Here is a 13,529-nt window from a genome sequence, read left to right on the forward strand (position 1 = left end):
TGGTCCTCCCACGGGGTCACCGGGGGACGGAGGGGAGCAGGACATGAGCGAGCAGGCACCGGTCGGCGGCACCATCCGGGTCGCGGACCTGCCCGAGGCCGACCAGGAGTTCATCCGCACCGAGCTGCGCCGCAACACCCCCCTGCACCATTTGCTGGCGCTGGAGATCGTGGAGATCGGGGAACGGCACGCGATCATCTCGATGCCCGTCCGCGAGGAGGCCTTCAACAGCACTGCCAATCTGCACGGCGGGGCGATCGCCACCCTCATCGACGTGGCGGCCGGCACCGCGGCGGCCCGCGGCAGCAACTTCAAGCGGGGCGAGCAGAGCCTCGTCACCGCCGACCTCCACGTGCGCTACCTCGGCCGCCCCCACGGCGACGTCGTCCACGCCCACGCCGAGGTCATCAAGGTCGGCCGCCAGCTGGTCATCGTGGAGTGCCGGGTCAAGGACCCCGAGGACCGCATCGTCGCCACCGCCGACTTCTCCATGATGATCGTCCCGCAGCGCCAGCCGCTGCGCCCGATGGACGGCGCCCGGCCGCACGACCCCGATCTGTGAATCCCGGATAAAATGATTTGATCAGCCATCATCGAATATGGCTCCATAGTCCCGGCATACCGCAGGAGTTCAAGACGAGGAGCCGGTGTTGTCCTTTCATGTGCTGCCGGGCGGCACCGTTCCGATCCGGATGTGGGCGGATCCCGCCGAGGTCGAGGAACAGGCGCTCGCCCAACTGAAGAACGTGGCGGGGCTCCCGTGGATCCACGGGCTCGCCGTCATGCCCGACGTCCATTACGGCAAGGGCGCGACGGTCGGCTCCGTCATCGCCATGCGCGACGCGGTCTCCCCCGCGGCGGTGGGGGTGGACATCGGCTGCGGCATGACCGCGATGCGCAGTGACCTGACCTTGGAGGACCTGCCCGGCGATCTGGGGCGGCTGCGCTCGAGGGTCGAAAGGGTGCTGCCGGTGGGCCGGGGCTCACACCGCACCCCGGTCGACCCCTCGGGCGTCCAGGGACTGCGCGAACGCGGCTGGTACGAGTTCTGGAAGGGGTTCGAAGAACTGCACCCCGCCGTCCGCGGAAGGTCCGAGAAATTCGGCAAGGCCAGATCACAGATGGGCTCACTGGGTTCGGGCAACCATTTCTGGGAACTGTGCGCCGACACCTCGGGCTCGGTGTGGGTGGTTCTGCACTCAGGTTCCCGGGGAATCGGGAACGAACTGGCACAGCACCACATAGAGGCGGCCGGAAGGCTGCCGCACAATCAGGATCTGCCCGACCGGGACCTCGCGGTGTTCCTGGCCGGCACCGAGGAGATGGACGCCTACCGCCGGGACCTGTACTGGGCTCAGGAGTACGCCCGGCGCAACCGGGCGGTGATGCTCGCGATCACCGTCAACGCCGTCAACGAGTGCTTCCCCCGCCGGGTGAAGTGGGACGAGCCGATCTCCTGCCACCACAACTACGTGGCCGAGGAGACCTACGGCGACGTGGACGTCATCGTCACCCGCAAGGGGGCGATCCGCGCCGGCCGGGGCGAGCTGGGGATCATCCCCGGCTCGATGGCGACCGGCACGTACATCGTGCGAGGCCTGGGCAACCCGGAGTCGTTCCACTCCGCCTCCCACGGCGCGGGCCGCAGGATGAGCCGCAACCAGGCCCGCAAGCGGTTCACCGTGCGGGACCTGGAGGAGCAGACCCGGGGCGTGGAGTGCCGCAAGGACTCCGGCGTCCTGGACGAGATCCCCGGCGCCTACAAGGACCTCGACAGCGTCATCGAGGCCCAGAGCGACCTGGTGGAGGTCGTCGCCCACCTGCGGCAGCTGGTCTGCATCAAGGGCTGATCCGGGAGCGGTAGAGCGCCCGGGCCTGCTCGATCAGGTCGAACAGGGCACGGCCGGGACCCCGGCCGTGCTCCACGACCAGCGCCTCGATCCGGTCCAGCACTCCAGGCACCAGCACACGCCCTCCGGCCGGGCCACGGGCTCGGGAAGTCCGTGATCGATGCACATGTCCCCACGCTGAACGAGCGCCCCGCGCGGGGACAAGCCGCTGACCGATGGAGGCCGCCCGGTATCAGGAACCTTCTGCCGTCACCAGTGGTCGGGGCTGAAGGGTTCCGCCTCGGGCCGGTTCGAGAAGGAGAGCAGCGCCAGGTCGGACTCGACCATCATCGCCACCAGTTCCTCGAACGTGACCTCGGGCTCCCAGCCGAGCTGCTCGCGCGCCTTCTTGGGGTCGGCGCACAGCAGGTCGACCTCGGCGGGCCGGGTGTACTTGGAGTCGAGGACGACGTGGTCCTCCCAGTTCAGCCCGACGGTGGCGAAGGCCAGCTCGACCAGCTCGCGCACCGAGCGGGTGACGCCGGTGCCGATCACGTAGTCCTCGGGCCGCTCCTGGGTGAGCATCAGCCGCATCGCCTTGGCGTAGTCGCCGGCGAAGCCCCAGTCCCTGCGCGCCTCGAGATTGCCCAGCCGCAGCTCCGAGGCGAGCCCGAGCTTGATCCGGGCTGCTCCGAGGCTGACCTTGCGGGTGACGAACTCCGCGCCGCGCCGGGGCGACTCGTGGTTGAACAGGATGCCGCTCACCGCGAACATCCCGTAGGACTCACGGTAGTTCTGGGTGATGAAGTGCCCGTAGGTCTTGGCGACCCCGTACGGGCTGCGCGGGTGGAACGGCGTCAGCTCGCTCTGCGGTGTCTCCCGCACCTGGCCGAACATCTCCGAGGACGAGGCCTGGTAGAAGCGGATCTGGGCCCGCGGTTCGGTGGTGCGGGACGCGCTGATGCCGCTGACGACACGGATGGCCTCCAGCATGCGGAGCGGTCCCATGCCGGTGACCTCCGCGGTCAGCTCGGCCTGCTGCCAGGACATCGGCACATACGAAATGGCCCCGAGGTTGTAGACCTCGTCCGGCTGGACCCGCTCGACGGCGGAGATGAGCGATCCCTGGTCCAGCAGATCACCCGTGATGATCTGGACGTCACCGATGTGCTTGCGCAGCCTCGCCACGTGGGGGTTGGCCTGTCCGCGCACCAGTCCCCAGACCTCGTAGCCCTGCTCGAGCAGATGCTCGGCGAGGTAGGAGCCGTCTTGGCCGGTGATACCGGTGATGAGCGCTCGCCTGGTCAGCGGAACCCCCCTTTGATGTACCCGTAGGCACGGCCGATCTGGAACAAACACAATAAAACGTGTGAAAGACGAGGTTATCCACACGTAGATACTCCTGAGTAGTCCGGGGTCGGCTCTCAGCCGAATGGGATTCACCGCCGAGGCCTCCCGTTGGCCTCCGGCGGTCATCTGTGTGACCCTCTGACGATCGGAAGACAGCACTTCGGGGAGCGGCGATGGACGGCGACGGACGCACGGCTCGGCTCCGCCTGGGCGGGCGTGACCTGGACGGATACTCGATCATGGCGGTGCTCAACCGCACCCCGGACTCGTTCTTCGACCGGGGAGCCACCTACACCTTCGCTGCCGCGATGGCCGCGGTCGACCGGGCCGTCGCCGAAGGCGCCGACATCATCGACATCGGCGGGGTGAAGGCCGGCCCCGGCGACGAGGTGGACGTCGCCGAGGAGCTGCGGCGGGTCGTCGACACCGTCGCGGCCGTACGCGAACGCCACCCGGACGTCGTCATCAGCGTGGACACCTGGCGCGCGGAGGTCGGCGACGCGGTCGCCAGGGCCGGGGCCGACCTGCTCAACGACACCTGGGGCGGGCCCGACCCGGAACTGGCCGCGGTCGCCGCCGAGCACGGCCTGGGGCTCGTCTGCTCCCACGCGGGGCACCAGGCCCCCCGCACCCGGCCGCACCGGGTCGGCTACGACGACGTGGTGGCCGAGGTGATCGCGCACGTGACCGGCGAGGCCGAGCGTGCCCTGGCCCTGGGGGTGCGCCGCGACGGCATCCTCATCGACCCCGCCCATGACTTCGGCAAGAACACCCGGCAGTCGCTGGAGATCAGCCGCAGGCTCGGCGAGCTGGCCGACACCGGCTGGCCCGTGCTGGTGGCGGTGTCGAACAAGGACTTCATCGGCGAGACGCTCGGCCGCCCGGTGGACAAGCGGGGCGTGGGCACGATGGCCGTGCTGGGCGTCTCGGCCTGGCTGGGCGCCCGGGTCTTCCGGGTGCACGACGTGGCCGGGGCCCGCCTCGCGCTGGGACGGGTGGCGGCGCTGCGCGGCGGGAGCTGACCGCCGCCGCCCGTCCCCCGGACGGGCCTCAGCCGGTGTGCTCCTTGGCATAGGCCAGGAACTCGCGGGCCACCGGGGTGAGCGTGCGGTGGGCGTGCACCAGCCCGATGGTGCGGGTGATCGGCGGGATCAGCGACCGCACCACCAGGCCCTCGGTGTCCTCGATCTGGTTGCGGTACCACAGCAGGGAGCCGCGGCCCGCCCGCACCCAGCCGGGCCAGGCGCCCCGCTCGTCCGACTCCACCGCCACCACCGCCCTCGCGCCGATCCGGGCCAGCATGGCGTCGAGTTCGGCCCGCCGGGCGGTGCCGCGGGTCGGCATGATGAGCCGCAGCCCGTCCAACGCCGCCAGCGGCACCGGGTCGCGCAGCTTGAGCGCGGGCGCCGAGACCAGCACCACCTCCCGCTGCTCCAGCGGGTGGGCCGCCAGGTCGCCGGGGACGGGCAGGTCCGTCACCGCCAGGTCGGCCCGGCCCGCGCGGACCGCCGCCCCGACCGCCTCCCTGCCCTCGCAGCGCACCACCCTGACCCGGACGGCGGGCTGGTCCCTGGCGAACCGCGGCAGCAGCCTGCCGGTCAGCTCGGGCTCCAGCGTGGGGGTGGCCGCGATGCGCAGCTCCGCGCCCCTGCCGCCGGCTCTGGTCACCGACTCGATGGCGTCGACCGCGTCCAGCGCGATCCGGGCCTGGCGGACCACCTGCTCCCCCACCGCGGTCAGCACCACCCCCCGGCCGGACCGGGCGAAGAGCTCCGTCCCCAGTTCGCGCTCCAGCTCCCGCACGGCCCGGGAGAGAGCTGGCTGGGCGACGTAAAGCGCCTGTGCCGCCGACGTCATGGTGCCGTGGTCGGCGGTGGCCACGACATAGCGCAACTGCCGCAGATTCATGCTCCGACGGTATGGCAACCGGGGCCTCGTAGCTGGTACATGCCGGAAAGTCACCGGTTGTAACTAGTCACGTGGACGATTGACCGCCGTCGGCGAGGTACGCCCCTACCGGTCGGGGAGGTCCGCGGCGTAGGACTCCTTCACGATGTCCAGCACATGCCAGGAGTCGAGGTCCTGCACCCCGTCCACCGCGCGCACGGCGTCCAGCGCGTCCACCAGCGCCGCGGCCGAGCCCGCCTCGATCCGTCCGATGAGATCGAACCTGCCGAAGCCCGCCGACAGGTAGCGCACCGAGTCCAGCGACCCCAGCGCCCGGGCCACCCTGCGGGAGGCCGAGCCGGCCACCACGCCGAACGCGGCGAGCTCCAGATTGCCCAGGGCGGCCGGAGCGGCGAGGCCGGTCACCTGGATGACCCCCGAGCGCATCAGCCGCACCACACGCGCCCTGGTGGCCGCCTGGGAGAGCCCGATGATCCCGGCGAGCCTGGTGTAGGGGGCGCGGCCGTCCCGCTGCAGTTCCTGCAGCAGGCGCCAGTCGATGTCGTCGAGCATGACCTCGCCGAGCGGGCGCACCACCGAGTGCGCGTCCTTCACCACCTCGACCGAGCGGAACACCTCGACGGAGGCGACCCCCGGCAGCTGTCTGATGTCGTCGACGGCGGCGGCGAGGGACTCGTCGTCGCGGGCACGGGCCTCGGCGACGACGGCGTGCGGGCCGGTGGTCAGGCCGGCGAAGCAGATGGCGGGCTGCTTGGCCAGCTCCAGGGCGACGTCACGGGCGGGTCCGGCACTGGCCACGGTCAGGTGGCCGACCGCGCCGGCACCGATGACCTGGGCGTGCACGATGCCCACCACACGGACGATGCCGTCTTCGAGCAGCCCTTGCACGCGGGCCCTGACGGCGGTGCGAGAGAGCCCGACGCGATCGGCGAGAGCCTGGAACGTCGCCCGGCCGTCCCGCTGGAGCTCGCGGACCAGCACGGAGTCCACTGCATCCAGCACGGGGAGTCCTCCTGTCGTGGGGGTTCGAGGCCGGTCGGACCTTGAAGAAAGCGATGCAAGATCCTTACATTTTCCGGCCGTTCGTGGGAAATTTTGATCTTGCTCGTGTTTGTCTCGTTCCACGGCAACCGAAGCGGTTGCCAAGGGCCGGTCATCATCCGAAAAAACGGTGACGGCGGTTCCCGGCACAAGGGAACAGCACCGGCGATCAGCTTCCGTCATCGGTGGCATTTCCCACTTCTGTCCTGAAGGTCAGTTCACGGGCGAAACAACGGACCAGACCGGGGGGTCGGAAGCGCATCTGTCCGCTGTCCTCGCACCTGACCACCTCCAGCAAGCGCGCGTCGACGAGTTCCTCCAGCAGATCGTCTGGCTCACCTCGGTCGAAGGAGCCGTCGGCCAGCCGGGCGAACACTCCGCGTGCCCGTGCCGACAACCCCGCGTGACTGGCCGCCAGCCCCGGACGGACGTCCAGGTCGCCGTGCGCCAGCTCGCCCAGGCGCCGGTCCTCGTCCGCCAGCCGGAACACCAGGTCGGCCAGCCGCCAGTGCGGCTTGCCCGCCAGTCTCGCGGCGGCGGCCCGTACCGCGAGTGGCAGCCTGTCGCACAACTCCACCAGCCGACGGGCCGCCTCCGGTTCGGCGGCGGCCCTCCCGCGACCGACGATCCGCGCCAGCAGCTCCAGGGCGTCGCCGACCGGCAGGGGCTCCAGCTCGACGTGGACGGCGCCCGGCAGCGCGGTGAGCCTGTTGCGGCCGGTGACGAGCACGCCGGGGCCCCCGTCGCCGGGCAGGAGCGGCAGGACCTGCCGTTCACCGGAGGCGTCGTTGAGGATGATCAGGAGCCGCCGCCCCTGGGTGCGCGCCCGGTACAGCTCGGCGCGCTCGGCCAGGCCGGGAGGCGGCGCGGCCACTCCCAGCATGCGCAGCAGGCGGCCGAGCACCTCCAAGGGCTCGGCGGTGAAGTGCAGGTCGGTGTAGAGGCAGCCGTCGGGGAAACGGCGGCGCAGCTGGTGGGCGGCGTGCGTGGCCAGGGCGGTGGCGCCCACCCCGGGCCTGCCGCTGATCACCACGATCGGCAGCGCCGCGGAGGTGACCGCCTCGGCGACCCTGAGCGTCTCGGCCGCCCGCCCGGTGAAGTCCGCCGGATCGTGCGGCAGCGTCGTCTCTGCGGGCTCCCGGACCGACAGCACGTCGCGCTGGATCCGGCGCAGTTCGGGTCCCGGCTCCAGGCCGAGTTCGCCGACGAGGGCGTCGCGCACCCGGCGGTAGGCCTCCAGCGCGGCGGGACGCCGCCCCGACCGGGCCAGCGCCACCATGAGCTGACCGTGGAAACGTTCGCGCAACGGGTGCCCTGCGCACAGGGCCGTCAGCTCCGGGACGAGCTCGGCGGCCCGGCCCCGGGCCAGGTCGGCCTCGATCCGCTGCTCCAGCGCGAGCAGCCGCTGTTCCTCCAGCTGGGCGGCCTCGGCGTACAGTCCGGGGACGTCCTCCAGCGCGGAGCCGCGCCAGCCGCCCAGCGCCTGGCGCAGCAGCCGCGCCGCCCCCTCGTCGTCGCCTCGCCGTGTGGCCGTGCGGGCCTGGACGACCTTGCGGGCGAAGTCCAAGGCGTCCACAGCGTCGCCGTCCAGCTCCAGCAGATAGCCCGGAGGGCAGGTGACCAGCAGTTCCCGCGCCGGCCCGAACGCCCTGCGCAGCGCCGACACGCAGCCCTGGATCTGGGTGACCGCGGTCGCCGGAGGGGTGCGCTGCCAGACCGCGCGCGCCAGCCGCTCCACGCTGACCGGCCGTCCCGCGTCCAGCGCCAGGGCGGCCAGCACCGCGCGGGCCCGCGGCCCGACCGGCACAGCCCCGCGCTCGTCGCGCAGCTCGACCGGGCCGAGGAGCCTCACCTGCATGGCACGTTCTCCGCGTCTCAACCCGACTCCCCCGTCAGCCATCCTGTAAGACGGCCATGTAAGAAAAGTGCAATGATCTAACAAAGGATGTCAAGGTCTTCCGGCGGGATTTCCCGATACCCCCTCCGCGTTCCCATCGAAACCGGCGCTCCCGGGTAGGAAGAGCCCGGAATGTCCCCGACGATTGGCATGGTCTTGCGGTTGCTCAACGCGGAACGGATAGCTCACGACCTCACCTACAACGACGTCTTCATGGTCCCGGCACGCTCGTCGGTCGGGTCGCGGCTGGACGTCGACCTCACCACCGTCGACGGCAGCGGGACGACGATCCCGCTCGTCGTCGCCAACATGACCGCCGTCTCCGGCCGCCGGATGGCCGAGACCGTGGCGCGGCGCGGCGGGATCGCGGTCCTCCCCCAGGACATCCCGGTCGAGGTCGTCGCCGAGGTCGTCTCCTGGGTGAAGTCCCGGCACCCGGTGTTCGACACCCCCATCACCCTCGGACCCGGCGACACCGTCGGGGAGGCGCTGGGCCTGCTGCCCAAACGCGCGCACAACGCGGTCATCGTGGTCAAGGACGGGGAGCCGGTCGGCATCGTCACCGAGGCCGACTGCCAGGGCGTCGACAGGTTCTCCCAGCTGCGCGACGTCATGTCCCGCGACCTGCTGACCCTGCCCGACGCGGTGGAGGCCAAGGAGGCCTTCGAAGTGCTGCACGGGCGCGGGCACCGGCTGGCGCCCGTCGTGGACCCCTCCCGGCGGCTGGTGGGCGTGCTGACCCGTACCGGCGCGCTGCGGGCCACCCTCTACCGGCCCGCCGCAGACTCCGCCGGACGGCTGCGGATCGCGGTGGCCGTCGGAGTCAACGGCGACGTCGCGGGCAAGGCCAAAGCCCTGCTGGAGGCCGGAGCCGACCTGCTGGTGGTGGACACCGCGCACGGCCACCAGGAGAAGATGCTCAGCGCGCTGGAGGCGGTGCGGGGGCTGGACCCGCAGGTTCCGGTGGCGGCGGGGAACATCGTCACCGCCGAGGGCGTGCGCGACCTGGTGGCGGCGGGCGCCGACATCGTCAAGGTCGGGGTCGGACCCGGCGCCATGTGCACCACCCGGATGATGACGGGCGTCGGCCGCCCTCAGTTCTCAGCGGTAATGGAATGCGCGGCCGAGGCCCGGCGCCTGGGCCGGCACGTGTGGGCCGACGGGGGTGTCCGGCATCCACGCGACGTGGCCCTGGCGCTGGCGGCGGGCGCGTCGAACGTGATGGTCGGCTCCTGGTTCGCCGGGACGTACGAGTCCCCCGGGGACATGCAGCACGACGCCGACGGACGGCTGTACAAGGAGAACTACGGCATGGCCTCGGCCCGCGCCGTGCGGCTGCGCACCAGCGAGGACAGCCCGTTCGACCGGGCCCGCAAGGCGTTGTTCGAGGAGGGCATCTCCACCTCGAAGATGTTCCTCGACCCGCGGCGTCCGGGCGTCGAGGACCTCATCGACTGGATCGTCGCGGGCCTGCGCAGCTCCTGCACCTACGCGGGGGCCGCGACGCTCGAGGAGTTCCACGAGCGGGCCGTCGTCGGGGTGCAGGGCTCCTCCGGATACGCCGAGGGGAAACCGCTTTCCAGCAGTTGGTGACCGAAACCTTAGATGACACGCGGTAACGGGACTGGAACCCCGAGTCTCCATGACTCACCCTGATCTTACGATCTTGGTCGTGCGGGAGGGGGCCGGACATGGCACGGCGGCAGTGGGGCAGGCTGCTGGGCGCCCTGGCGCTGACCGCGGCGTCGGCACTGGTGTGGGGCGTCGCCCATCTGCGGGTGGGCCGGCGACTGACCGGCGCGACGCTCTTCACCCTCTACACGGCGCTCTCGGTCCTCTCCGCCGCCTTCTCCCTCGGCCACCGGCCGGAGCTGCTCAGGCTGGCGTTCAGCCCCGGCTGGCTGGCCTTCACGGCCGCGGGCGTCCTGGCGCTCGCCGTGGTGTGGGCGGGCGTCGTCGCCTGGTCCTGGTTCCTGGTGCGTCCCGCGGGACTGCGGGCACCGGCACGGCTCGCGGCCTTCACCCTGGTCCTCCTGCTCTGCCTGGCCGTCTCCGTACCGTTCGTGTTCGCCGCCCACACCACCTTCCTCTACCGGGGCGCGCTCCTGTCCGTCTTCACGACGCCGGACGACGCGCGTACCCAGAACCGGAACGATCCGTGGAAGGACACGCCACGCCTGAACATCCTGCTGCTCGGCGGGGACGCGGGCCGCAACCGGTACGGCGTCCGCACCGACAGCATCACGCTGGCCAGCATCGACACCCACACTGGCGACACCGTCCTGCTGAGCCTCCCGCGCAACCTGGAACGCGTCCCGATGCCCCCCGGACCGGCGGCCAAGCGCTTCCCCCACGGTTTCACCGGAGACGGGGAGGCGACCCCGGGACTGCTGAACGAGGTCTACCAGTACGCCGAGGACCATCCGCGGATGGCGCCCGGCGTCCCCCGCGGCTCACGCGGCCCGGCCCTGCTGCGTCCCACCGTCGCCGGGATCCTCGGCCAACCCGTGGACTACCACGTCCTCGTCGACATGCGGGGCTTCGCCCGGCTCATCGACGCGATGGGCGGGGTCGACCTGACCGTCGCGGAGGACATCACCTACGGCAGGCACGACGAGGGCCGCATCCCCGCAGGACGCCACCATCTGACGGGAGTCCAGGCCCTCTGGTACGGGCGCTCCCGGACCGCCAGCGACGACTACTCCCGCATGGCCCGCCAGAAGTGCCTGATGCGCGCGGTGGCCCGCCAGGCCGAACCCCGCCGGATCCTCACGCGCTTCCAGCACCTGACGGCGGCGGCCAGGCGCACCGTCTCCACCGACCTCCCGCCTTCGCTGATCCCCGCCCTTCTGGCGCTCGCGGAGAAGGTCCGGGACCAGGGAAAGATCACCAGCCTTCAGTTCGTGCCTCCGCTGATCGACACCGCCGACCCCGACTACGGGCTCATCCGCGCCCGGGCCGCCCGCGCCGTCGCCGAGAGCAGAGCGAAGACGGACTCGTCCGCCGCCGCGCGGACCGGGAAGGCCGCAAGCCACGCGGGATCTCCGCAGTCACCGCGGACGCGGCCGTCCCGTTCCCCCGATCCCGCCGATCCCGTCTCCCTCGACGCCACGTGCCCTTCCTGAACATGCCGGGACTCCCTGCCGACGCGTCGTCGGCAGGGAGTCCCGTCCGTTCAGGCGTGTTGGCTGCTGACCGAGAGGACCTCTCCGGTCATGTACGACGACTGGTCGCCGGCCAGGAAGATGATCACGTTGGCGACCTCCCACGGCTCCGCGTAGCGGCCGAAGGCCTCGCGGGAGGTGAGCTCGGCGAGGAGCTCCTCGCTGGTCACCTTCACCAGATGGGGATGCATGGCGAGGGAGGGCGCGACTGCGTTGATCCGGACCCCGTGGTCGGCGGCCTCCAGGGCCGCGCAGCGGGTGAGCGCCATGACACCGGCCTTCGCCGCGGCGTAGTGGGACTGGCCCCGCTGGGCCCGCCAGCCGATGACCGAGGCGTTGTTGACGATCGCGCCGCCGGTGCCCTGGTCGCGCATCACGCGCAAGGCCGCGCGGGTGCAGCGCATCGTCCCGTTGAGGGTGATGTCCAGGACCCGGTCCCAGCGCTCGTCGGGCATGTCGACGAGCTCGTCGGTACCGCCGAGCCCCGCGTTGTTGACCGCGACGTCGACCCTGCCGAAGGTGTCGCGTGCGTGGGCGTAGAGCGCCTGAACCTGCGCCTCGTCGGTCACGTCGCAGGGCAGTGCCGCCACCCTGTCCGCGCCGAACTCCTCGCCCAGGTCCTCCAGCGACCGCGCGAGCCTGCGCTCGTGCGCGTCACTGATCACCACCAGGGCGCCCTCCTCCAGGCAGCGGCGGGCGGTGGCGCCGCCGATGCCCGCCCCCGCCGCGGCGGTGATGACCACGACCTTGCCCGTGAGCAGGCCCCGGGCCTGCGGATACTGGGGAACCGTCATGGGAGGAGCCTACCGAGCACTTGTTAGGTGGCCGGGAGCCGGGTGGGGAACATGAGATCATGAAAGACGAAGAGCACGTCGGGGGACGGAAGGGGGAAGGGCAGTGCCCAACATCGTGGAATTCCGGGCCTACCGGGTCGCGTTGCACCGCGGCCGCCGCCCCGAGAGCGTCCTGGTGTCCCTCACCTCCGAGGACGGCACCGTAGGCTGGGGAGAAAGCGCCCTCCTCGAAGACGGAACCTGGACCGACCTCGCGCAGCGGCTCGGACCCGCCATGCCCGGCCTCGAATGGGACCACCCCGAGGACCTCGGCGGGCTCGGCGCCCTCGGCGGCCCCCGCGCCACCGCCGCCGTCGAGATCGCCGCCTGGGACCTGTGGGGCCGGGAGCACCGGGTCCCCGTCGCCCACGCCCTCGGCGGGACCCGCACCTCCGTCGTCACCGGCGCCCGCGTCCCCTGCCAGCCGTACCTCGACAGCCTCCCCTCCCTGGTCAACCGGTACATCGGCAGCGGCCACACCCGCATCACCCTGGAGGTCCGCCCCGGCTGGGACGTGGAACCCCTGCGCGTCGTCCGGCAGGCCTACCCCGCCCTCGCCCTCCAGATCGACGGAGCCTGCTCCTACACCGACTCCCCCGAGGACCTCAACGCCCTCGAATCCCTCGACGCCTACGACCTCGTCGCCATCGAACGCCCCTTCCGGGACCTCGCCCCGCACGCCGTGCTGCAACGTTCCGTGCACGCCGCCGTCGCCCCCGACATAGGCGACCTCGACGCCCTCGACGCCGCGATCACCATGGACGCCGGCCGCGCCCTCAGCCTCCGCGTCAACCGCCTCGGCGGCCTCACCACCGCCCGCAGCGCCCACGACCGCGCATACGCCGCCGGCTGGGACGTCTGGTGCGGCGGCTCCGGCGTCTTCGGCATCGGCAAAGCCGCCTCCGTCGCCCTCGCCAGCATGCCCGGCTGCACCCTCCCCAGCGACATCACCGAATTCGTCGGCGGCCCCGAATACCTCACCCCGCCGCTGCGCGCCCACGGAGGCGTCATCGCCGTCCCCCTCACCCAGCCCGGCCTCGGCCACGAGATCGACGGCCCCCGCATCACCCGCCTGGCCACCGACGAACTCCACATCACCAGCCGCTGACCACCGCAGAGCCCACTCCAAAAGAAACCGAGCCACACCGGAAAGGCCTCCGAGAACACCCCCGGAAATGCGGAAAGGCCCCGGACAGATGTCCGGGGCCTCTCGACGCTGATTGCGGCGGTGACCTACTCTCCCACACGGTCTCCCATGCAGTACCATCGGCGCTGGAGGGCTTAACTTCCGGGTTCGAGATGGGACCGGGTGTCTCCCCTCCGCCATGACCGCCGCAAGTTCTCGGGGAACTCACGACTGGCGTGGTTACAGTATTCAAATAGCGCGGGTTCGCCGGCTGTTTTCCGGGAACCGCACAGGGACGCGAGCACACAGTCAGTCTCAGAAGAATTCGGTGTGTGTAGTCAAGCCGCTCGGCCTATTAGTACCGGTCGACTCCACACGTTG

At 71.3% G+C, this 13,529-nt stretch carries 12 protein-coding genes and 1 rRNA gene; 6 read left to right on the plus strand and 7 right to left on the minus strand.

Translation table 11 applies throughout. The annotated features are described in order from the left end of the window. Positions 1-43: 43 nt before the first annotated feature. Together ABGB12_RS13835 and ABGB12_RS13840 are read left to right on the plus strand one after the other, a co-directional pair. Positions 44-562 (plus strand): PaaI family thioesterase, encoded by a 519-nt coding sequence (locus ABGB12_RS13835; protein WP_347677675.1) that lies wholly within the window; start codon positions 44-46, stop codon positions 560-562. Between the two features lie 88 nt (positions 563-650). Then, positions 651-1,850: an RtcB family protein gene (locus ABGB12_RS13840; RefSeq protein ID WP_347677677.1), complete on the plus strand. Its 1,200-nt coding sequence runs from the start codon at positions 651-653 to the stop codon at positions 1,848-1,850. Here ABGB12_RS13840 and ABGB12_RS13845 read toward each other — a convergent pair. Both ABGB12_RS13845 and ABGB12_RS13850 read right to left on the minus strand, forming a co-directional pair. Then, positions 1,840-1,968 carry a hypothetical protein gene (locus ABGB12_RS13845; protein ID WP_347677679.1) on the minus strand — a complete coding sequence of 43 codons (129 nt, stop codon included), beginning with the start codon at positions 1,966-1,968 and terminating at the stop codon, positions 1,840-1,842. The two genes, ABGB12_RS13840 and ABGB12_RS13845, sit on opposite strands and share 11 nt — an antisense overlap. A 131-nt stretch (positions 1,969-2,099) precedes the next feature. Beyond that, complete coding sequence (locus tag ABGB12_RS13850; protein WP_347677735.1) at positions 2,100-3,137, minus strand: GDP-mannose 4,6-dehydratase; 1,038 nt, start codon at positions 3,135-3,137, stop codon at positions 2,100-2,102. Between the two features lie 215 nt (positions 3,138-3,352). Here ABGB12_RS13850 and folP point away from each other — a divergent pair, with 215 nt between their 5' ends. After that, positions 3,353-4,201, plus strand: a complete 849-nt coding sequence (folP, locus tag ABGB12_RS13855) for a dihydropteroate synthase (protein ID WP_347677681.1) — start codon at positions 3,353-3,355, stop codon at positions 4,199-4,201. A gap of 28 nt (positions 4,202-4,229) precedes the next feature. On the opposite strand, the gene ABGB12_RS13860 is transcribed toward folP, so the two are convergent. From ABGB12_RS13860 to ABGB12_RS13870, 3 genes are all read right to left on the minus strand, one after another. Next, entirely contained in the window at positions 4,230-5,087 is an 858-nt protein-coding gene (locus ABGB12_RS13860; protein ID WP_347677683.1) for a LysR family transcriptional regulator, read from the minus strand. 105 nt (positions 5,088-5,192) lie between these two features. Beyond that, positions 5,193-6,089 (minus strand): Lrp/AsnC family transcriptional regulator, encoded by an 897-nt coding sequence (locus tag ABGB12_RS13865; protein ID WP_347677685.1) that lies wholly within the window; start codon positions 6,087-6,089, stop codon positions 5,193-5,195. 208 nt (positions 6,090-6,297) lie between these two features. Next, on the minus strand, positions 6,298-7,986 hold the full coding sequence (locus ABGB12_RS13870) for an AfsR/SARP family transcriptional regulator (RefSeq protein ID WP_347677687.1): 1,689 nt from the start codon (positions 7,984-7,986) through the stop codon (positions 6,298-6,300). A gap of 195 nt (positions 7,987-8,181) precedes the next feature. Between ABGB12_RS13870 and ABGB12_RS13875 the strand changes: the two genes are divergently transcribed. Together ABGB12_RS13875 and ABGB12_RS13880 are read left to right on the plus strand one after the other, a co-directional pair. Next, positions 8,182-9,618: a GuaB1 family IMP dehydrogenase-related protein gene (locus ABGB12_RS13875; protein WP_347677737.1), complete on the plus strand. Its 1,437-nt coding sequence runs from the start codon at positions 8,182-8,184 to the stop codon at positions 9,616-9,618. A gap of 98 nt (positions 9,619-9,716) precedes the next feature. Next, on the plus strand, positions 9,717-11,150 hold the full coding sequence (locus ABGB12_RS13880; protein WP_347677689.1) for an LCP family protein: 1,434 nt from the start codon (positions 9,717-9,719) through the stop codon (positions 11,148-11,150). Positions 11,151-11,200: 50 nt separating this feature from the next. Here ABGB12_RS13880 and ABGB12_RS13885 read toward each other — a convergent pair whose 3' ends face one another. Further along, positions 11,201-11,983: an SDR family oxidoreductase gene (locus ABGB12_RS13885; protein WP_347677691.1), complete on the minus strand. Its 783-nt coding sequence runs from the start codon at positions 11,981-11,983 to the stop codon at positions 11,201-11,203. Between the two features lie 103 nt (positions 11,984-12,086). Here ABGB12_RS13885 and ABGB12_RS13890 point away from each other — a divergent pair, with 103 nt between their 5' ends. Further along, positions 12,087-13,130: an enolase C-terminal domain-like protein gene (locus ABGB12_RS13890; protein ID WP_347677693.1), complete on the plus strand. Its 1,044-nt coding sequence runs from the start codon at positions 12,087-12,089 to the stop codon at positions 13,128-13,130. A gap of 112 nt (positions 13,131-13,242) precedes the next feature. On the opposite strand, the gene rrf is transcribed toward ABGB12_RS13890, so the two are convergent. Then, positions 13,243-13,359, minus strand: a 5S ribosomal RNA gene (gene rrf / locus ABGB12_RS13895). Positions 13,360-13,529: the final 170 nt, after the last annotated feature.

This window comes from Actinocorallia sp. B10E7 (assembly GCF_039871655.1).
GTDB lineage: Bacteria > Actinomycetota > Actinomycetes > Streptosporangiales > Streptosporangiaceae > Actinocorallia.